Raw genomic sequence first — 19,844 nt, forward strand, 5'->3', positions numbered from 1 at the left:
CGGGCTCAGGCGAGCCGGGTATTCTAGACACACCCCAGAAATGAATCAAGCCCCAAAAGGGGCTTGATTCAGATTCAAGGCCACCGGTGGTCAGGATCTTGCGATTCCGACCACCGAGACTTTGACAGTACTTACCAGCTAGCTTTAACCAGACCTGGTACATCACCACGCATTGCCGCTTCACGCAGTTTGTTACGGCCGAGGCCGAACTTGCGGTAAACGCCGTGTGGACGACCGGTCAGGCGGCAGCGGTTACGCATGCGCGAAGCGCTTGCGTCACGTGGCTGCTTCTGCAGGGCTACTGTAGCTTCCCAACGCGCTTCTGGACTTGCGTTCAGATCAACGATGATAGCTTTCAGTGCTGCACGCTTCTTGGCGTACTTGGCAACCGTGAGCTGACGCTTCAGCTCGCGGTTTTTCATGCTCATCTTGGCCATGGTCCTACTCCAATCAGTTGCGGAACGGGAATTTGAACGCACGCAGCAGAGCGCGGCCTTCATCATCGTTCTTGGCAGTGGTGGTCAGGGTGATGTCCAGACCGCGGAGAGCATCGATCTTGTCGTAGTCGATTTCCGGGAAGATGATCTGCTCTTTCACGCCCATGCTGTAGTTGCCACGACCATCGAAGGACTTGGCATTCAGGCCGCGGAAGTCGCGAACCCGAGGCAGGGAGATCGACAGCAGACGATCCAGGAACTCGTACATACGCTCACGGCGCAGGGTCACTTTGACGCCGATCGGCCAACCTTCACGGACTTTAAAGCCAGCGATGGATTTGCGAGCGTAGGTCACAACGACTTTCTGGCCGGTGATCTTTTCCAGGTCAGCAACAGCGTGCTCGATGACTTTTTTGTCGCCGATCGCTTCGCCCAGACCCATGTTCAGGGTGATTTTGGTAACGCGCGGAACTTCCATCACGTTCGAAAGCTTAAGTTCTTCCTTAAGTTTCGGAGCGATTTCCTTCCGGTAAATCTCTTTTAGTCGTGCCATGGTCTTCTACCTAGCAGTGTTCAAGCATCAACCGCTTTTTGGGTCGACTTGAAGACACGAATTTTCTTACCGTCTTCTACTTTGAAACCAACGCGGTCAGCCTTGTTGGTTTCGCCGTTGAAGATGGCGACGTTGGAAGCGTGCAGTGGCGCTTCTTTCTCGACGATACCGCCCTGTACGCCCGACATCGGGTTAGGCTTGGTATGACGCTTGACCAGGTTCAGACCACCAACAACCAGACGGTTGTCAGCAAGAACCTTCAGCACCTTACCGCGCTTACCTTTGTCTTTGCCGGCGATCACGATGATCTCGTCGTCACGACGAATCTTTTGCATGTCGGATCTCCTTACAGCACTTCTGGGGCGAGCGAGACGATCTTCATGAACTTCTCAGTACGAAGTTCACGGGTCACTGGCCCAAAGATACGGGTGCCGATTGGCTCTTGCTTGTTGTTCAGAAGAACAGCAGCGTTGCCATCAAAGCGGATAATGGAGCCATCAGCACGACGTACGCCGTGACGAGTGCGGACTACAACAGCAGTCATCACTTGGCCTTTTTTCACCTTACCGCGAGGAATTGCTTCCTTCACGGTAACTTTGATGATGTCACCGATACCAGCGTAACGACGATGGGAGCCACCCAGCACCTTGATGCACATAACGCGGCGAGCGCCGCTGTTATCGGCCACATCGAGCATGGATTGAGTCTGAATCATATAATTTCTCCGACCCCTAGTCCTTAGACTTCCACAGCGCGTTCGAGAACATCAACCAGCGCCCAAGACTTGGTCTTGGCCAAAGGACGAGTTTCACGAATAGTGACTTTGTCGCCGATGTGGCACTGATTGGTTTCGTCGTGCGCGTGCAGCTTAGTCGAACGCTTAACGTATTTACCGTAGATCGGGTGCTTTACGCGACGCTCGATCAGAACGGTGATGGTTTTGTCCATCTTGTCGCTGACAACACGGCCAGTCAGCGTACGGACAGTTTTTTCGGCTTCAGCCATGATTACTTACCTGCCTGCTGGTTGAGCACAGTCTTCACGCGAGCGATGTCACGCTTAACTTGCGAGAGCAGATGAGACTGCCCCAACTGGCCAGTTGCTTTCTGCATACGCAGATTGAACTGGTCGCGCAGCAAGCCGAGCAGTTGCTCGTTCAGCTGCTGTGCGGATTTTTCACGAAGTTCATTCGCTTTCATCACATCACCGTCCGTTTAACAAAGGCGGTGGCGAGCGGCAGCTTTGCAGCAGCCAGGGCAAAAGCCTCACGCGCCAGCTCTTCAGTTACACCCTCGATTTCATACAGGACTTTGCCTGGCTGAATCTGGGCTACCCAGTATTCGACGTTACCCTTACCTTTACCCATCCGAACCTCGAGAGGTTTTTTGGAGATCGGCTTGTCCGGGAATACACGGATCCAGATCTTGCCGCCACGTTTTACGTGACGTGTCAGAGCACGACGCGCTGACTCGATCTGACGAGCGGTGAGACGACCACGAGCAACAGACTTCAGCGCGAACTCGCCGAAGCTGACTTTGCTACCGCGCAATGCCAGGCCACGGTTGTGACCAGTCATTTGCTTGCGGAACTTCGTACGCTTTGGTTGCAACATTTGGCGTACCCCTTACTTAGCAGCTTTTTTACGAGGCGCTGGTGCTTGTGGTTTCAGTTCTTCTTGGCGACCACCAATTACTTCGCCTTTGAAGATCCAAACCTTTACACCGATCACACCGTAGGTGGTGTGAGCTTCGTAGTTGGCATAGTCGATGTCGGCACGCAGGGTGTGCAGTGGCACACGACCTTCGCGATACCATTCAGTACGTGCGATTTCAGCACCGCCGAGACGACCGCTCACTTGGATTTTGATGCCTTTGGCACCAATGCGCATTGCGTTCTGTACAGCGCGCTTCATAGCGCGACGGAACATAACGCGACGCTCCAGCTGCTGAGCTACGCTCTGCGCAACCAGCATACCGTCGAGCTCCGGCTTGCGGATCTCTTCGATATTGATGTGCACAGGCACACCCATTTGCTTGGTCAGGTCCTGACGCAGTTTCTCAACATCTTCACCTTTCTTCCCGATAACGATACCTGGGCGAGCGGTGTGAATGGTGATACGTGCAGTTTGGGCCGGACGATGGATATCGATACGGCTTACGGACGCGCTTTTTAGTTTGTCTTGGAGATACTCACGCACCTTCAGATCAGCGAACAAGTAGTCCGCATAAGTCCGACCGTCTGCGTACCAGACGGAGGTGTGCTCCTTGACGATTCCCAGGCGAATGCCAATGGGATGTACTTTCTGACCCATCTCTTCGACTCCGTTACTTGTCAGCAACCTTGACAGTGATATGGCAAGACCGCTTGACGATGCGATCAGCACGGCCTTTGGCACGTGGCATGATGCGCTTCAGCGAACGCCCTTCGTTAACGAAAACGGTGCTGACTTTCAGGTCATCAACGTCTGCGCCTTCGTTATGCTCGGCGTTGGCTACGGCCGACTCCAGCACTTTCTTCATGATCTCGGCGGCTTTCTTACTGCTGAAAGCCAACAGGTTGAGCGCTTCGCCCACCTTCTTCCCGCGGATCTGGTCGGCGACCAAGCGGGCTTTCTGGGCGGAGATTCGAGCGCCCGACAACTTAGCGGCTACTTCCATTTCCTAACCCCTTAACGCTTGGCTTTCTTGTCTGCCACGTGCCCACGATAAGTGCGGGTACCGGCGAACTCGCCCAGTTTGTGGCCGACCATGTCTTCGTTAACGAGAACTGGGACGTGTTGACGACCGTTGTGTACTGCGATGGTCAGACCGACCATTTGTGGCAGGATCATCGAGCGACGCGACCAGGTTTTAACTGGTTTGCGATCGTTCTTTTCCGCCGCCACTTCGATCTTCTTCAGTAGGTGAAGATCGATAAAAGGACCTTTTTTCAGAGAACGTGGCACTGTCGTATCCCTCTATTTACTTGCGACGACGGACGATCATTTTGTCGGTACGCTTATTACCACGAGTCTTCGCGCCCTTAGTCGGGAAGCCCCATGGCGATACCGGATGACGACCACCAGAGGTACGACCTTCACCACCACCATGTGGGTGGTCAACCGGGTTCATGGCAACACCACGAACGGTTGGGCGAACGCCACGCCAGCGTTTGGCACCAGCTTTACCCAGCGAACGCAGGCTGTGCTCGGAGTTCGAGACTTCGCCCAGGGTCGCGCGGCATTCAGCCAGCACTTTACGCATCTCACCAGAACGCAGACGCAGGGTCACGTAGACACCTTCACGAGCGATCAGCTGAGCCGAAGCACCAGCGGAACGAGCGATCTGTGCGCCTTTACCTGGTTTCAATTCGATGCCGTGTACGGTGCTACCAACTGGAATGTTACGCAGTTGCAGAGCGTTGCCCGGCTTGATCGGTGCCAGAGCACCTGCGATCAGCTGGTCGCCAGCGCTCACGCCCTTAGGGGCGATGATGTAGCGACGCTCGCCATCTGCGTACAGCAGCAGAGCGATGTGAGCAGTACGGTTTGGATCGTATTCGATACGCTCGACAGTGGCAGCGATGCCATCTTTGTCGTTGCGACGGAAGTCGACCAGACGATAATGCTGCTTATGACCACCACCGATGTGACGAGTGGTAATACGGCCATTGTTGTTACGACCACCAGACTTCGACTTCTTCTCGAGCAGCGGTGCGTGAGGAGCGCCTTTATGCAGCTCCTGGTTGACCACCTTGACCACAAAACGGCGGCCAGGGGAAGTCGGTTTGCATTTAACGATTGCCATGATGCACCCCTTCCTTACTCAGCACTGCTGCTGAAATCGAGATCTTGGCCTGGCTGAAGGGAGATAACTGCCTTCTTCCAGTCATTACGCTTGCCCAGACCGCGAGCAGTGCGCTTGCTCTTACCCAGAACATTCAGGGTAGTAACACGCTCTACTTTCACGCTGAACAGGCTTTCGACGGCCTTCTTGATTTCCAGCTTGGTTGCATCAGTAGCAACCTTGAAAACGAACTGGCCTTTCTTGTCTGCCAGAACCGTAGCCTTCTCGGAAACGTGCGGGCCAAGCAGAACTTTAAATACGCGTTCCTGGTTCATCCCAGCAGCTCCTCGAATTTCTTCACGGCCGACACGGTGATCAACACCTTGTCGTATGCGATCAGACTAACTGGATCGGAACCTTGCACGTCACGTACATCTACGTGTGGCAGGTTACGAGCAGCCAGGTACAGGTTCTGATCAACAGCGTCCGACACGATCAAAACATCGGTCAGGCTCATGTTGTTCAGCTTGCCCAGCAGGTCTTTGGTTTTCGGCGTTTCAACAGCGAAATCCTGAACCACGACCAGACGATCAGTACGCACCAGCTCAGCAAGGATGGAACGCATTGCTGCGCGATACATCTTCTTGTTCAGCTTCTGGGAGTGATCCTGAGGACGAGCTGCGAAAGTGGTACCGCCGCCACGCCAGATTGGGCTACGGATAGTACCGGCACGAGCACGGCCAGTACCTTTCTGACGCCATGGGCGCTTACCGCCACCAGAAACGTCGGAACGGGTCTTTTGCTGCTTGCTACCTTGACGGCCGCCAGCCATGTAGGCCACGACTGCTTGGTGAACCAGCGTCTCGTTGAATTCGCCGCCAAATGTCAGTTCGGAAACTTCGATCGCTTGAGCGTCATTTACATTTAATTGCATGTCAGCTTCCCCTTAACCGCGAGCCTTGGCTGCTGGACGTACAACCAAGTTGCCGCCAGTAGCGCCAGGAACAGCGCCCTTGACCAACAACAGATTGCGTTCAGCGTCCACGCGCACTACTTCGAGGGACTGCACGGTCACGCGCTCAGCGCCCATATGACCGGACATTTTTTTGCCCTTGAATACACGACCAGGAGTCTGGCACTGGCCGATAGAGCCTGGAACGCGGTGGGATACGGAGTTACCGTGGGTGTTATCTTGCCCGCGGAAGTTCCAACGCTTGATCGTACCCTGGAAGCCTTTACCCTTGGACTGACCGGTTACATCAACCAGTTGACCAGCGGCGAAGATTTCAGCGTTGATCAGATCGCCGGCCTGGTACTCGCCTTCTTCAAGACGGAATTCCATTACGGTACGACCAGCGGCAACGTTCGCTTTAGCGAAGTGGCCAGCCTGAGCTGCTGTTACACGCGAAGCACGACGCTCGCCGACAGTGACTTGCACTGCACGATAGCCATCGGTCTCTTCAGTTTTGAACTGGGTGACGCGATTCGGTTCGATCTCAATGACCGTGACCGGAATGGAGACACCTTCTTCGGTGAAAATACGGGTCATACCGCATTTACGACCGACTACACCAATAGTCATGTTGTAAACCTCATGAGTGTACGGGGCTTTCACCCGCTATGGCCGCCCATTTCAGAGCGTTACACGACTAAGACCGAGTCTTAGCCGAGGCTGATCTGCACTTCCACACCGGCCGCAAGATCAAGCTTCATAAGTGCATCAACGGTTTTATCCGTTGGCTGGACGATGTCCAGAACGCGCTTATGAGTACGGATCTCGTACTGGTCACGCGCGTCTTTGTTGACGTGCGGGGAGACCAGAACGGTGAACCGCTCTTTACGGGTAGGCAGTGGAATTGGACCACGCACTTGAGCACCAGTACGTTTCGCGGTTTCCACGATTTCCTGGGTGGATTGGTCGATCAGGCGATGGTCGAAAGCCTTCAACCTGATACGGATTTGCTGATTTTGCATTGGATTTCAGACTCCGGCTGCTATTCCCACCGGGCGCAATACGCCCGTTAAAAGGAGGCGCAATTCTATAGACGCCCCCGATAGGTGTCAACCCAATAAAAAAAGCCCCCGCTGAGCGGGGGCCTTTTCAAAGCATCAAAGCTAACTCAAAAAGAGCTTACTCGATGATTTTAGCTACAACGCCAGCACCAACGGTACGGCCGCCTTCACGGATAGCGAAGCGCAGACCGTCTTCCATTGCGATGGTTTTGATCAGGGTAACAGTCATTTGAATGTTATCGCCTGGCATTACCATTTCAACGCCTTCTGGCAGTTCGCAGTTACCGGTCACGTCAGTAGTACGGAAGTAGAACTGTGGACGGTAGCCTTTGAAGAACGGAGTGTGACGACCGCCTTCTTCCTTGCTCAGAACGTAAACTTCTGCGGTGAACTTGGTGTGCGGCTTAACCGAACCTGGCTTAACCAGAACCTGGCCACGCTCAACGTCGTCACGCTTGGTACCACGCAGCAGAACGCCGCAGTTCTCGCCAGCACGACCTTCGTCGAGCAGCTTGCGGAACATTTCAACACCGGTGCAGGTGGTGGTGGTGGTGTCACGCAGACCAACGATTTCCAGTGCATCTTGAACGCGAACGATACCGCGCTCGATACGACCAGTCACAACAGTACCACGACCCGAGATCGAGAATACGTCTTCGATTGGCATCAGGAATGGCTTGTCGATAGCACGCTCTGGCTCTGGGATGTAGCTGTCCAGAGTTTCAACCAGCTTCTTGACAGCAGTGGTGCCCATCTCGTTTTCATCGTTACCTTCCAGCGCCATACGCGCGGAACCGATGATGATTGGAGTGTCGTCACCTGGGAAGTCGTAAGTGCTCAGCAGATCGCGCACTTCCATCTCAACCAGTTCCAGCAGCTCTGCGTCGTCTACCAGGTCAGCCTTGTTCAGGAAAACCACGATGTACGGAACGCCTACCTGACGGGACAGCAGGATGTGCTCACGGGTTTGTGGCATCGGACCATCAGCGGCCGAGCAAACCAGGATAGCGCCGTCCATCTGGGCAGCACCGGTGATCATGTTCTTCACGTAGTCAGCGTGACCTGGGCAGTCAACGTGAGCGTAGTGACGAATGCTCGAGTTGTACTCAACGTGCGCGGTGTTGATGGTGATACCGCGAGCTTTCTCTTCTGGTGCGCTGTCGATCTTGTCGAAGTCAACACGAGCCGAACCGAAAACTTCGGAGCAGACGCGAGTCAGAGCAGCGGTCAGAGTGGTTTTACCGTGGTCAACGTGACCGATAGTGCCAACGTTGACGTGCGGTAGGGAACGATCAAATTTTTCTTTAGCCACGACAATTAACTCCTTGCCTAAAGGACTGAATCAGCCTTGTTTTTTGGTAACGGTTTCGACGATGTGCGACGGAGCCGTATTGTATTTTTTGAATTCCATAGAGTAGCTTGCGCGACCCTGGGACATCGAACGAACGTCGGTCGCATAACCGAACATCTCGCCCAACGGAACTTCAGCACGGATAACCTTACCGGAAACCGTATCTTCCATACCCAGAATCATGCCGCGACGACGGTTAAGGTCGCCCATCACGTCACCCATATAGTCTTCAGGCGTAACAACCTCTACCGCCATGATCGGCTCGAGCAACTCACCACCGCCCTTCTGGGCCAGTTGCTTGGTCGCCATGGAAGCAGCCACCTTAAACGCCATCTCGTTCGAGTCGACGTCGTGGTAAGAACCATCAAACACGGTAGCCTTCAGGCCGATCAGCGGATAGCCGGCAACAACACCGTTCTTCATCTGCTCTTCGATACCCTTCTGGATAGCCGGGATGTATTCCTTAGGAACCACACCACCCACTACTTCGTTCAGGAATTGCAGACCTTCCTGACCTTCGTCAGCAGGTGCAAAACGGATCCAGCAATGACCGAACTGGCCACGACCGCCGGACTGACGAACGAACTTGCCTTCGATTTCACAGCTCTTCGTGATGCGCTCACGATAGGAAACCTGAGGCTTACCGATGTTGGCTTCGACGTTGAACTCACGGCGCATCCGGTCAACCAGGATGTCCAGGTGCAGCTCGCCCATGCCAGAGATGATCGTTTGACCAGTCTCTTCATCAGTTTTGACGCGGAAAGACGGGTCTTCCTGAGCAAGTTTGCCCAGAGCGATACCCATTTTTTCCTGGTCATCCTTGGTCTTAGGCTCAACGGCAACCGAAATAACCGGCTCCGGGAAGTCCATACGAACCAGGATGATTGGCTTGTCAGCGTTGCAGAGGGTTTCACCGGTGGTGACGTCCTTCATGCCGATCAGGGCCGCGATGTCGCCAGCGCGTACTTCCTTGATCTCTTCACGGGCGTTTGCGTGCATTTGCACCATACGACCCACGCGCTCTTTCTTGCCTTTAACCGAGTTGATCACGCCGTCGCCGGAGGCCAACACGCCCGAGTAAACGCGGACGAAGGTCAAGGTACCCACGAATGGGTCGGTAGCGATCTTGAACGCCAGAGCCGAGAACGGCTCGTTGTCGTCTGCATGACGCTCCATTTGCTTTTCCTCGTCATCCGGGTCAGTACCCTTGATGGCAGGAATGTCGGTTGGAGCCGGCAGGTAGTCGATAACGGCGTCGAGAACCAGGGGAACACCCTTGTTCTTGAAGGAAGAACCGCAAACAGCCAGGACGATTTCGCCAGCGATAGTACGCTGACGCAGAGCGGCCTTGATTTCCTCGATGGTGAGCTCTTCGCCCTCGAGGTACTTGTTCATCAGCTCTTCGCTGGCTTCGGCCGCAGCCTCAACCATGTTGCTACGCCACTCTTCAGCCAGCTCCTGCAGTTCAGCAGGGATAGCTTCGCGACGTGGAGTCATGCCCTTGTCAGCATCGTTCCAGTAAACCGCTTCCATGGTCATCAGATCGATCTGACCCTGGAAGTTGTCTTCAGAACCGATAGCCAACTGGATCGGCACCGGAGTGTGACCCAGACGCTGCTTGATCTGAGCGATCACGCGCAGGAAGTTCGCACCGGCACGGTCCATCTTGTTCACGTAAACGATACGTGGAACACCGTACTTGTTGGCTTGACGCCATACGGTTTCGGACTGAGGCTCAACGCCGGAAGTACCGCAGAACACAACGACCGCGCCGTCGAGTACACGCAGGGAACGTTCAACTTCAATGGTGAAGTCTACGTGACCCGGGGTGTCAATGACGTTGAAGCGGTATTGGTCTTTGTGCTGCTTAGCAGAACCCTGCCAGAAGGCGGTAATAGCAGCAGAAGTAATGGTAATACCACGCTCCTGCTCCTGAACCATCCAGTCTGTGGTCGCGGCGCCGTCATGCACCTCGCCCATCTTGTGACTTTTGCCAGTGTAAAAAAGGACGCGCTCGGTGGTGGTGGTTTTACCAGCATCCACGTGAGCAACGATACCAATGTTACGGTAGCGATTAATCGGTGTAGTACGAGCCATAAAGCCCTCGCAAAATTAGTGACGCTAAAATTAGAAGCGGTAGTGCGAGAAAGCTTTGTTAGCTTCAGCCATACGGTGCACGTCTTCACGCTTCTTAACTGCAGCACCTTTACCTTCGGCGGCGTCCAACAGTTCGCCAGCCAAACGCAGAGCCATAGACTTCTCGCCGCGCTTACGGGCGAAGTCTACCAACCAGCGCATTGCCAGAGCGTTACGACGGGACGGACGAACTTCAACCGGAACCTGGTAAGTAGCACCGCCTACACGGCGCGACTTTACTTCGACCAGCGGAGCGATGGCGTCGAGAGCTTTCTCGAAGATTTCCAGGGGGTCGCTGTTCTTGCGTTCTTTAACCTTTTCCAGCGCGCCATAAACGATACGCTCGGCAACGGCTTTCTTGCCGCTTTCCATCACGTGGTTCATGAACTTGGCCAGGATCTGGCTTCCGTATTTTGGATCGTCAAGCACTTCGCGCTTGGCTGCTACGCGTCTTCTTGGCATGGATAAGCCCTCAAACGGTCTTCAGGTTCGCTCGGAATCGGTGCCCTTGCGGGACGCCTCCGACCTTACTCTTATCGACTCAGAAAAATAGATGATTCAGTTTACAAAAAGCCGCTACTACTTAGGCTTCTTGGTACCGTACTTCGAACGACCCTGGTTACGACCCTTAACGCCGGAAGTATCCAAAGAACCGCGTACGGTGTGGTAACGAACACCTGGCAAGTCTTTTACACGACCGCCGCGGATCAGTACCACGCTGTGCTCTTGCAGGTTGTGGCCTTCACCGCCGATGTACGAGGAAACCTCGAAACCGTTGGTCAGACGCACACGGCATACTTTACGCAGTGCCGAGTTAGGTTTTTTCGGCGTAGTGGTGTACACACGGGTGCACACGCCACGACGTTGCGGGCAGTTCTGCAGCGCAGGCACGTCGGATTTCTCGACGATACGCTTACGCGGCTGACGTACCAGCTGGTTGATAGTTGCCATCTACTAGCTCCACTGTTGTCTTGCGACGCTATTGTCTTGCAAGAAAAGCAAAATGGCAGGAACGAGTTCCCGCCAAATTTAGGGGTACAAGAGTCTAAAGAGGATCTTGCCCCCAGTCAAGGCAAGGCCCCGACCTCCCCACTCATCCAACCTCGACAAATTGTCTTGATTCGATGAACGGAGTGACCAGGGCCTTACGCTCATTTACCGCAGAACTCAGTTACCGCTCGAGTTCAGCGCTTCGGTCAGTGCAGCTTCCACTTCACTGGCGCTCACGCGCAACGGTTTGTCTGCATCACGGCGACGCTTGCGCTCGCTGTGATAAGCCAGACCGGTACCAGCCGGGATCAGACGACCCACGACCACGTTTTCTTTCAGGCCGCGCAGGTAATCGCGCTTGCCGGTTACCGCCGCTTCGGTCAGTACGCGAGTGGTTTCCTGGAAGGAAGCCGCCGAGATGAACGATTCGGTGGACAACGACGCCTTGGTGATACCCAGCAGAACGCGAGTGAACTTGGAGACAAACTTGTCTTCCGCGCTCAGGCGCTCGTTCTCTACCAGTACGTGAGTCAGTTCCATCTGGTCGCCCTTGATGAAACTGGAATCGCCGGATTCAGCGATCTCAACTTTACGCAGCATCTGACGCAGGATGGTCTCGATGTGCTTGTCGTTGATCTTCACGCCTTGCAGACGGTAAACGTCCTGGATCTCGTTAACGATGTACTTGGCGAGCGCACTTACACCCAACAGACGCAGGATGTCGTGTGGATCGCTCGGGCCGTCGGAGATAACTTCGCCGCGGTTCACTTGTTCGCCTTCGAAGACGTTCAGGTGACGCCACTTCGGAATCAGCTCTTCATACGGATCGCTACCGTCGTTCGGGGTGATAACCAGACGGCGCTTGCCTTTGGTCTCTTTACCGAACGCGATGGTGCCGCTGACTTCAGCCAGAATCGACGCTTCTTTCGGACGACGAGCTTCGAACAAGTCGGCAACACGCGGCAGACCACCGGTGATGTCACGGGTTTTCGAAGTTTCTTGCGGAATACGAGCGATAACATCACCGATCGCAATCTTCGCACCATCCGCCACACCGACCAGGGCGTTGGCTGGCAGGAAGTACTGAGCAATAACGTCAGTACCTGGCAGCAACAGATCCTTGCCGTTGTCGTCGACCATCTTCACGGCGGGACGGATGTCCTTACCGGCAGCTGGACGGTCTTTGGCGTCGAGCACTTCAATGTTGGTCATACCGGTCAATTCGTCAGTCTGACGCTTGATCGTGATGCCTTCTTCCATGCCCACGTAGGTCACGGTACCTTTCATCTCGGTGACGATTGGGTGAGTGTGCGGATCCCACTTGGCCACGATTGCGCCAGCGTCGACCTTGTCACCTTCTTTAACCGAAATCACGGCACCGTACGGCAGCTTGTAACGCTCGCGCTCACGACCGAAGTCATCAGCGATAGCCAGCTCGCCAGAACGGGACACGGCAACCAGGTGGCCATCCACTCGCTCAACGTGTTTCAGGTTGTGCAGACGGACGGTACCGCCATTCTTCACCTGAACGCTGTCGGCTGCGGAGGTCCGGCTTGCCGCACCACCGATGTGGAACGTACGCATCGTCAGCTGGGTACCCGGCTCACCGATGGACTGGGCAGCGATAACGCCGACCGCTTCACCGATGTTCACCTGGTGACCACGAGCCAGGTCACGGCCGTAGCACTTGGCGCAAATGCCATAGCGGGTTTCGCAGCTGATCGGCGAACGCACGATCACTTCGTCGATGCTGTTCAGCTCGATGAACTCGACCCACTTCTCGTCTACCAGAGTGCCGGCAGGAACGATGACGTCCTCGGTACCCGGCTTGAATACGTCACGGGCGATAACACGACCCAATACGCGTTCACCCAACGGCTCTACAACGTCACCGCCTTCAATGTGCGGAGTCATTACCAGGCCGTGTTCGGTACCGCAATCGATCTCGGTTACAACCAGATCTTGTGCTACGTCTACCAGACGACGAGTCAGATAACCAGAGTTAGCTGTTTTCAACGCGGTATCCGCAAGACCCTTACGAGCACCGTGAGTGGAGATGAAGTACTGGAGTACGCTCAAACCTTCACGGAAGTTCGCAGTAATCGGCGTTTCGATGATGGAGCCGTCCGGCTTGGCCATCAGGCCACGCATACCGGCGAGCTGACGGATCTGCGCAGCAGAACCCCGTGCGCCCGAGTCGGCCATCATGTACATCGAGTTGAAGGATTCCTGGTCGACTTCGACACCATGACGGTCGATGACTTTCTCTTTCGAGAGGTTGGCCATCATCGCCTTGGAAACTTCGTCGTTCGCCTTGGACCAGAGGTCGATCACTTTGTTGTACTTCTCGCCCTGGGTTACCAGGCCGGAGGCGTACTGACTTTCGATCTCTTTCACTTCGTCGGTGGCTGCACCGATGATGCGGGCTTTTTCATCCGGGATAACGAAGTCGTTAACACCGATGGAAACGCCGGAAATGGTCGAATAGGCAAAACCGGTGTACATCAACTGGTCAGCGAAAATCACGGTCTCTTTCAGACCAACCACGCGGTAGCACTGGTTGATCAGCTTGGAGATCGCCTTTTTCTTCATCGGCAGGTTGACGACGTCGTACGACAGACCTTTTGGCACAACCTGGAACAACAGCGCACGGCCGACAGTGGTGTCGACGATACGGGTGTTGGTCACGCTGCCGCCATCACGGTCGTTGACGGTTTCGTTGATCCGCACTTTGACCTTGGCGTGCAGAGCGGCTTCGCCGGCACGGAACACACGGTCAACTTCCTGCAGATCCGCGAACACACGACCTTCGCCCTTGGCGTTGATCGCTTCACGAGTCATGTAGTACAGACCCAATACAACGTCCTGCGACGGAACGATGATTGGCTCACCGTTGGCTGGCGACAGAATGTTGTTGGTCGACATCATCAACGCACGCGCTTCCAACTGGGCTTCCAGTGTCAGCGGTACGTGCACGGCCATTTGGTCGCCGTCGAAGTCGGCGTTGTACGCAGCGCAGACCAGAGGGTGCAGCTGGATAGCCTTACCTTCGATCAGTACCGGTTCAAACGCCTGGATACCCAGACGGTGAAGGGTCGGTGCACGGTTGAGAAGCACTGGGTGTTCGCGAATCACTTCAGCGAGAACGTCCCAAACCTCTGGCAGCTCGCGCTCGACCATCTTCTTGGCAGCTTTGATGGTGGTCGCGAGACCACGCATTTCCAGCTTGCCGAAAATGAACGGCTTGAACAGCTCGAGAGCCATCTTCTTCGGCAGACCGCACTGGTGCAGACGCAGGGTCGGACCTACGGTAATTACCGAACGACCCGAGTAGTCAACACGCTTACCGAGCAAGTTCTGACGGAAACGACCCTGCTTACCCTTGATCATGTCAGCCAGGGATTTCAGAGGACGCTTGTTGGAACCAGTAATCGCGCGGCCACGACGACCGTTGTCGAGCAATGCGTCGACGGCTTCCTGCAACATACGCTTTTCGTTGCGCACGATGATGTCCGGAGCGGACAGATCCAGCAGGCGCTTCAAACGGTTGTTACGGTTGATCACCCGACGATACAGATCGTTGAGGTCGGAAGTCGCGAAACGACCGCCATCCAGCGGGACCAGTGGACGCAGATCTGGCGGCAGAACCGGCAGAACGGTCAGCACCATCCACTCTGGCAGGTTGCCGGAACCCTGGAAGGCTTCCATCAACTTCAGACGCTTGGACAGCTTCTTGATCTTGGTTTCGGAGTTGGTTTGCGGAATCTCTTCACGCAGGCGACCAATCTCGTGCTCCAGGTCGATAGCGTGCAGCAGTTCACGGACAGCCTCGGCACCCATGCGGGCATCGAAATCGTCGCCGAACTCTTCCAGCGCTTCGAAGTACTGCTCGTCGTTGAGCAGCTGACCTTTTTCAAGGGTGGTCATGCCTGGATCGATAACGACGTAGCTCTCGAAGTAGAGAACGCGCTCGATATCACGCAGGGTCATGTCCATCAGCAAGCCGATACGGGACGGCAGCGACTTCAGGAACCAGATGTGGGCGACCGGAGAAGCCAGTTCGATGTGCGCCATGCGCTCACGACGAACTTTTGCCAGCGCGACTTCAACGCCGCACTTCTCGCAGATCACACCGCGGTGCTTCAAGCGCTTGTACTTACCGCACAGGCACTCGTAATCCTTTACCGGGCCAAAGATTTTGGCGCAGAACAGGCCGTCACGCTCAGGTTTGAACGTACGGTAGTTGATGGTTTCCGGCTTTTTAACTTCACCGAACGACCACGAACGGATCATCTCAGGTGATGCCAATCCGATACGGATGGCGTCGAACTCTTCGACTTGACCCTGGTTTTTCAGCAAATTCAGTAGGTCTTTCAAGGCCTTTCCTCCTGGCGGAGCAGAGAGCGGGCAATCCAGCCCCGCTCTCGATTCGCGTCACGTGTTATTCGGTTTCCAGATCGATATCGATGCCGAGGGAACGAATTTCCTTGATCAACACGTTGAAGGACTCGGGCATGCCCGGCTCCATACGGTGATCGCCGTCCACGATGTTTTTGTACATCTTGGTCCGGCCGTTCACATCGTCCGACTTCACTGTGAGCATTTCTTGCAGAGTGTATGCAGCACCGTATGCTTCCAGTGCCCAGACCTCCATCTCCCCGAAACGCTGACCACCGAACTGCGCCTTACCACCCAACGGTTGCTGGGTAACCAGGCTGTACGAACCGGTAGAACGAGCGTGCATCTTGTCGTCTACCAAGTGGTTCAGCTTCAGCATGTACATGTAGCCAACGGTAACCGGGCGCTCGAACTTGTTGCCGGTACGGCCATCGGTCAGCTGCATCTGGCCGCTTTCTGGCAGGTCTGCCAGTTTCAGCATGGCCTTGATTTCGCTTTCCTTGGCACCGTCGAACACCGGAGTGGCCATCGGTACACCGCCGCGCAGGTTTTGAGCCAGATCCAGAATTTCCTGGTCCGAGAAGTCATCGAGGCTTTCCTGACGACCGCCGATCTCGTTGTAGATCTCGTGCAGGAATTTACGCAGCTCGGCAACTTTACGCTGCTCTTCAATCATGCGGTTGATCTTCTCGCCCAGACCTTTGGCCGCGAGGCCCAGGTGGGTTTCAAGGATCTGACCAACGTTCATACGCGAAGGTACGCCCAACGGGTTGAGGACGACGTCGACCGGGGTGCCATTGGCATCGTGCGGCATGTCTTCAACCGGCATGATCACGGAGACCACACCCTTGTTACCGTGACGACCGGCCATCTTGTCGCCCGGTTGGATGCGACGACGGATTGCCAGGTAAACCTTGACGATCTTCAGCACGCCTGGAGCTAGGTCATCGCCTTGCTGCAGTTTGCGCTTCTTGTCTTCGAACTTGTCATCCAGCAGACGACGACGATCAACGATGTAGGCCTGAGCCTTCTCGAGCTGCTCGTTCAGAGCATCTTCAGCCATGCGCAGTTTGAACCACTGGCCGTGCTCAAGACCGTCGAGTACTTCGTCGGTGATGTCCTGGCCTTTCTTCAGACCGGCGCCGCCTTCGGCTTTGTGGCCGACCAGAGCGGAACGCAGACGTTCGAAAGTAGCGCCTTCGACGATACGGAACTCTTCGTTGAGGTCCTTGCGGATCTCGTCCAGCTGGGACTTCTCGATCGACAGGGCACGAGCATCACGCTCAACGCCGTCGCGGGTGAAGACCTGTACGTCGATGACAGTACCCTTGGTACCGGTAGGTACACGCAGGGAGGTGTCTTTAACGTCGCTGGCTTTTTCACCGAAGATCGCACGCAAGAGCTTCTCTTCCGGAGTCAGCTGGGTCTCGCCTTTCGGAGTGACTTTACCAACCAGGATGTCGCCTGCGCCTACTTCAGCACCTACGTAAACGATACCGGCTTCGTCCAGCTTGTTCAGTGCAGCTTCACCCACGTTCGGGATGTCCGCAGTGATTTCCTCTGGGCCAAGCTTGGTGTCACGGGCCACACAGGTCAGTTCCTGGATGTGGATCGTGGTGAAACGGTCTTCCTGAACAACACGCTCGGACAGGCAGATGGAGTCTTCGAAGTTGAAGCCGTTCCATGCCATGAACGCGATGCGCATGTTCTGACCCAGTGCCAATTCACCCATATCGGTGGACGGACCATCGGCCATGATGTCGCTACGCTGAACCCGATCACCTTTACGCACCAGCGGACGCTGGTTGATGCAGGTGTTCTGGTTGGAGCGGGTGTATTTGGTCAGGTTGTAGATGTCGACACCGGCTTCACCGGTTTCAACTTCGTCATCGGCAACACGAACCACGATACGGCTGGCATCGACGGAATCGATCACGCCACCACGACGAGCCACGACGCAAACGCCGGAGTCACGGGCTACGTTACGCTCCATACCGGTACCGACCAGCGGCTTGTCAGCACGCAGGGTTGGTACAGCTTGACGCTGCATGTTCGAACCCATCAACGCACGGTTGGCGTCGTCGTGCTCGAGGAACGGGATCAGCGACGCTGCAACCGAAACTACCTGCTTCGGCGATACGTCCATCAAGGTGACGTCTTCAGGCGCCTTGACGGTGAACTCGTTCAGGTGACGAACAGCTACCAGCTCGTCGATCAGGACTTTCTTGTCGTTCATCGTGGCCGAAGCCTGAGCGATCACGTGATCAGCTTCTTCGATGGCGGACAGGAACACGATCTCGTCGGTGACCAGAGCGTCTTTCACCACGCGGTACGGGCTCTCGAGGAAGCCGTACTGGTTGGTGCGCGCATAGGCAGCCAGGGAGTTGATCAGACCAATGTTCGGACCTTCCGGCGTTTCGATCGGGCAAACACGACCGTAGTGCGTCGGGTGTACGTCACGAACTTCGAAGCCGGCACGCTCACGAGTCAGACCGCCAGGGCCGAGTGCAGAAACACGGCGCTTGTGGGTGATCTCGGACAGCGGGTTGTTCTGGTCCATGAACTGGGACAGCTGGCTCGAACCGAAGAACTCTTTCACCGCTGCCGCTACCGGCTTGGCGTTGATCAGGTCTTGCGGCATCAGGCCTTCGCTTTCAGCCATCGACAGACGCTCTTTGACCGCACGCTCAACACGCACAAGGCCAACGCGGAACTGGTTCTCGGCCATTTCGCCTACGCAGCGAACACGACGGTTACCCAGGTGGTCGATGTCATCGACGATGCCTTTACCGTTACGGATGTCGACCAGAGTCTTCAGTACCGCAACGATGTCTTCCTTGCACAACACGCCCGAACCTTCGATTTCGGTACGACCGATACGACGGTTGAACTTCATCCGGCCGACCGCAGACAGGTCATAGCGCTCAGGGCTGAAGAACAGGTTGTTGAACAGGGTTTCGGCAGCGTCCTTGGTCGGCGGCTCGCCAGGGCGCATCATGCGATAGATCTCGACCAGCGCTTCCAGTTGGTTGCTGGTGGAGTCGATCTTCAGCGTGTCGGAGACGAACGGACCGCAGTCGATATCGTTGGTGTACAGAGTTTCGATGCGTACAACGCCGGCCTTGGCGATTTTCGCCAGGATCTCGGTGTTCAGCTCGGTGTTGCACTCTGCCAGGATTTCGCCAGTTGCTGGATGCACGATGACCTTGGCGGTGGTGCGACCCAGGACGTAGTCCAGAGGCACTTCCAGCTCTTTGATCGCTGCTTTTTCCAGCTGGTTGATGTGACGAGCGGTGATACGACGACCTTGCTCGACAATAACCTTGCCTTTGTCATCCAGGATATCCAGGACCGCAATTTCACCACGCAGGCGCTGAGGCACCAGCTCCAGGCTCAGGCTCTCGCCTTTCACGTGGAATACGTTGGTGGTGTAGAACGCGTCCAGCACTTCTTCGGTGGTATAGCCGAGCGCGCGCAGCAGTACCGATGCAGGCAGCTTGCGACGACGGTCGATACGCACGAATACGCAGTCTTTCGGGTCGAACTCGAAGTCCAGCCACGAACCGCGGTAAGGAATGATGCGCGCGGAGTACAGCAGTTTACCGGAGCTGTGCGTCTTGCCACGGTCGTGGTCGAAGAACACGCCCGGGGAACGGTGCAGCTGGGAAACGATTACACGCTCAGTACCGTTGATTACGAAGGTACCGTTCTCAGTCATCAGGGGGATTTCACCCATGTAGACTTCTTGCTCTTTGATGTCCTTGATCGCTTTGTTCGACGACTCTTTGTCGAAAATGATCAGGCGCACTTTTACCCGCAAAGGTACGGCGTAAGTTACACCGCGCAATACGCATTCTTTGACATCAAATGCCGGTTCGCCCAGGCGATAACCGACGTACTCCAGCGCAGCATTGCCGGAGTAGCTGATGATCGGGAAAACGGATTTGAAGGCCGCATGCAGGCCCACGTCGCGGAACTGATCTTTAGTCGCTCCCGCTTGCAAGAATTCACGATACGAATCCAGCTGGATGGCCAGGAGGTACGGCACATCCATGACGTCCGGCAACTTGCTAAAGTCCTTGCGGATACGTTTTTTCTCAGTATATGAGTAAGCCATCAGCGTTCCCCAGCTTGGTCACCTGCTTGTTTGGCCCCTCCCGACGGGAGCAGCCAGAAAATCGTGCAAACCCCATGGTTTGCGC

21 protein-coding genes are annotated in these 19,844 nt (G+C 55.4%); all 21 read right to left on the reverse strand.

Annotated elements, in window-relative coordinates; genetic code table 11:
• Positions 1–131: 131 nt before the first annotated feature.
• Positions 132–437, reverse strand: coding sequence for a 30S ribosomal protein S14 (rpsN, locus tag GQ39_RS21970; RefSeq protein WP_003176414.1), 306 nt, complete (start codon positions 435–437; stop codon positions 132–134).
• Positions 438–450: 13 nt separating this feature from the next.
• A complete protein-coding gene (gene rplE / locus GQ39_RS21975; protein ID WP_003210069.1) occupies positions 451–990 on the reverse strand; it encodes a 50S ribosomal protein L5 in 540 nt (179 codons plus the stop codon).
• Between the two features lie 20 nt (positions 991–1,010).
• Positions 1,011–1,325, reverse strand: coding sequence for a 50S ribosomal protein L24 (gene rplX, locus GQ39_RS21980; RefSeq protein WP_003186046.1), 315 nt, complete (start codon positions 1,323–1,325; stop codon positions 1,011–1,013).
• An 11-nt stretch (positions 1,326–1,336) separates the two neighbouring features.
• Positions 1,337–1,705, reverse strand: a complete 369-nt coding sequence (rplN, locus tag GQ39_RS21985) for a 50S ribosomal protein L14 (protein WP_002555479.1) — start codon at positions 1,703–1,705, stop codon at positions 1,337–1,339.
• Between the two features lie 23 nt (positions 1,706–1,728).
• Positions 1,729–1,995 (reverse strand): 30S ribosomal protein S17, encoded by a 267-nt coding sequence (rpsQ, locus tag GQ39_RS21990; RefSeq protein ID WP_003176419.1) that lies wholly within the window; start codon positions 1,993–1,995, stop codon positions 1,729–1,731.
• A 2-nt stretch (positions 1,996–1,997) separates the two neighbouring features.
• Positions 1,998–2,189 carry a 50S ribosomal protein L29 gene (gene rpmC, locus GQ39_RS21995; protein ID WP_002555481.1) on the reverse strand — a complete coding sequence of 64 codons (192 nt, stop codon included), beginning with the start codon at positions 2,187–2,189 and terminating at the stop codon, positions 1,998–2,000.
• Positions 2,189–2,602: a 50S ribosomal protein L16 gene (gene rplP / locus GQ39_RS22000; RefSeq protein WP_025215754.1), complete on the reverse strand. Its 414-nt coding sequence runs from the start codon at positions 2,600–2,602 to the stop codon at positions 2,189–2,191. The genes rpmC and rplP overlap by 1 nt, the downstream gene beginning before the upstream one ends.
• A 12-nt stretch (positions 2,603–2,614) precedes the next feature.
• On the reverse strand, positions 2,615–3,301 hold the full coding sequence (gene rpsC, locus GQ39_RS22005) for a 30S ribosomal protein S3 (protein WP_003176422.1): 687 nt from the start codon (positions 3,299–3,301) through the stop codon (positions 2,615–2,617).
• 13 nt (positions 3,302–3,314) lie between these two features.
• Positions 3,315–3,647 carry a 50S ribosomal protein L22 gene (gene rplV / locus GQ39_RS22010; protein ID WP_003103908.1) on the reverse strand — a complete coding sequence of 111 codons (333 nt, stop codon included), beginning with the start codon at positions 3,645–3,647 and terminating at the stop codon, positions 3,315–3,317.
• Positions 3,648–3,658: 11 nt separating this feature from the next.
• Positions 3,659–3,934, reverse strand: a complete 276-nt coding sequence (rpsS, locus tag GQ39_RS22015; protein WP_002555486.1) for a 30S ribosomal protein S19 — start codon at positions 3,932–3,934, stop codon at positions 3,659–3,661.
• 16 nt (positions 3,935–3,950) lie between these two features.
• Positions 3,951–4,775, reverse strand: a complete 825-nt coding sequence (rplB, locus tag GQ39_RS22020; RefSeq protein ID WP_003186055.1) for a 50S ribosomal protein L2 — start codon at positions 4,773–4,775, stop codon at positions 3,951–3,953.
• 14 nt (positions 4,776–4,789) lie between these two features.
• The gene (rplW, locus tag GQ39_RS22025) at positions 4,790–5,089 is read right to left on the reverse strand and encodes a 50S ribosomal protein L23 (protein ID WP_002555488.1); all 300 of its coding nucleotides are present in this window, start codon (positions 5,087–5,089) and stop codon (positions 4,790–4,792) included.
• Positions 5,086–5,688, reverse strand: coding sequence for a 50S ribosomal protein L4 (gene rplD / locus GQ39_RS22030; RefSeq protein ID WP_007924200.1), 603 nt, complete (start codon positions 5,686–5,688; stop codon positions 5,086–5,088). The genes rplW and rplD overlap by 4 nt, the downstream gene beginning before the upstream one ends.
• A 12-nt stretch (positions 5,689–5,700) precedes the next feature.
• Positions 5,701–6,336, reverse strand: a complete 636-nt coding sequence (gene rplC, locus GQ39_RS22035) for a 50S ribosomal protein L3 (RefSeq protein WP_003186059.1) — start codon at positions 6,334–6,336, stop codon at positions 5,701–5,703.
• 80 nt (positions 6,337–6,416) lie between these two features.
• Entirely contained in the window at positions 6,417–6,728 is a 312-nt protein-coding gene (gene rpsJ / locus GQ39_RS22040; protein WP_003186070.1) for a 30S ribosomal protein S10, read from the reverse strand.
• 157 nt (positions 6,729–6,885) lie between these two features.
• Complete coding sequence (tuf, locus tag GQ39_RS22045; protein ID WP_047534034.1) at positions 6,886–8,079, reverse strand: elongation factor Tu; 1,194 nt, start codon at positions 8,077–8,079, stop codon at positions 6,886–6,888.
• A gap of 30 nt (positions 8,080–8,109) precedes the next feature.
• Entirely contained in the window at positions 8,110–10,215 is a 2,106-nt protein-coding gene (gene fusA / locus GQ39_RS22050; RefSeq protein WP_008065706.1) for an elongation factor G, read from the reverse strand.
• Positions 10,216–10,245: 30 nt separating this feature from the next.
• Positions 10,246–10,716, reverse strand: a complete 471-nt coding sequence (gene rpsG / locus GQ39_RS22055; RefSeq protein ID WP_002555493.1) for a 30S ribosomal protein S7 — start codon at positions 10,714–10,716, stop codon at positions 10,246–10,248.
• Positions 10,717–10,833: 117 nt separating this feature from the next.
• Positions 10,834–11,205: a 30S ribosomal protein S12 gene (rpsL, locus tag GQ39_RS22060; protein WP_002555494.1), complete on the reverse strand. Its 372-nt coding sequence runs from the start codon at positions 11,203–11,205 to the stop codon at positions 10,834–10,836.
• A 216-nt stretch (positions 11,206–11,421) separates the two neighbouring features.
• Positions 11,422–15,621 carry a DNA-directed RNA polymerase subunit beta' gene (rpoC, locus tag GQ39_RS22065; RefSeq protein ID WP_047534044.1) on the reverse strand — a complete coding sequence of 1,400 codons (4,200 nt, stop codon included), beginning with the start codon at positions 15,619–15,621 and terminating at the stop codon, positions 11,422–11,424.
• A gap of 64 nt (positions 15,622–15,685) precedes the next feature.
• The gene (gene rpoB, locus GQ39_RS22070; RefSeq protein WP_047534046.1) at positions 15,686–19,759 is read right to left on the reverse strand and encodes a DNA-directed RNA polymerase subunit beta; all 4,074 of its coding nucleotides are present in this window, start codon (positions 19,757–19,759) and stop codon (positions 15,686–15,688) included.
• Positions 19,760–19,844: the final 85 nt, after the last annotated feature.

The sequence above is a fragment of the Pseudomonas sp. 11/12A genome (genome assembly GCF_000800055.1).
GTDB lineage: Bacteria > Pseudomonadota > Gammaproteobacteria > Pseudomonadales > Pseudomonadaceae > Aquipseudomonas > Aquipseudomonas mohnii.

Bases quoted from the DNA above. Each gene is read 5' to 3' on its own strand.
- rpsN (WP_003176414.1), bottom strand. From the start codon at position 437: ATGGCCAAGATGAGCATGAAAAACCGCGAGCTGAAGCGTCAGCTCACG.
- rplE (WP_003210069.1), bottom strand. From the start codon at position 990: ATGGCACGACTAAAAGAGATTTACCGGAAGGAAATCGCTCCGAAACTT.
- rplX (WP_003186046.1), bottom strand. From the start codon at position 1,325: ATGCAAAAGATTCGTCGTGACGACGAGATCATCGTGATCGCCGGCAAA.
- rplN (WP_002555479.1), bottom strand. From the start codon at position 1,705: ATGATTCAGACTCAATCCATGCTCGATGTGGCCGATAACAGCGGCGCT.
- rpsQ (WP_003176419.1), bottom strand. From the start codon at position 1,995: ATGGCTGAAGCCGAAAAAACTGTCCGTACGCTGACTGGCCGTGTTGTC.
- rpmC (WP_002555481.1), bottom strand. From the start codon at position 2,189: ATGAAAGCGAATGAACTTCGTGAAAAATCCGCACAGCAGCTGAACGAG.
- rplP (WP_025215754.1), bottom strand. From the start codon at position 2,602: ATGTTGCAACCAAAGCGTACGAAGTTCCGCAAGCAAATGACTGGTCAC.
- rpsC (WP_003176422.1), bottom strand. From the start codon at position 3,301: ATGGGTCAGAAAGTACATCCCATTGGCATTCGCCTGGGAATCGTCAAG.
- rplV (WP_003103908.1), bottom strand. From the start codon at position 3,647: ATGGAAGTAGCCGCTAAGTTGTCGGGCGCTCGAATCTCCGCCCAGAAA.
- rplB (WP_003186055.1), bottom strand. From the start codon at position 4,775: ATGGCAATCGTTAAATGCAAACCGACTTCCCCTGGCCGCCGTTTTGTG.
- rplW (WP_002555488.1), bottom strand. From the start codon at position 5,089: ATGAACCAGGAACGCGTATTTAAAGTTCTGCTTGGCCCGCACGTTTCC.
- rplD (WP_007924200.1), bottom strand. From the start codon at position 5,688: ATGCAATTAAATGTAAATGACGCTCAAGCGATCGAAGTTTCCGAACTG.
- rplC (WP_003186059.1), bottom strand. From the start codon at position 6,336: ATGACTATTGGTGTAGTCGGTCGTAAATGCGGTATGACCCGTATTTTC.
- rpsJ (WP_003186070.1), bottom strand. From the start codon at position 6,728: ATGCAAAATCAGCAAATCCGTATCAGGTTGAAGGCTTTCGACCATCGC.
- fusA (WP_008065706.1), bottom strand. From the start codon at position 10,215: ATGGCTCGTACTACACCGATTAATCGCTACCGTAACATTGGTATCGTT.
- rpsG (WP_002555493.1), bottom strand. From the start codon at position 10,716: ATGCCAAGAAGACGCGTAGCAGCCAAGCGCGAAGTGCTTGACGATCCA.
- rpsL (WP_002555494.1), bottom strand. From the start codon at position 11,205: ATGGCAACTATCAACCAGCTGGTACGTCAGCCGCGTAAGCGTATCGTC.
- rpoB (WP_047534046.1), bottom strand. From the start codon at position 19,759: ATGGCTTACTCATATACTGAGAAAAAACGTATCCGCAAGGACTTTAGC.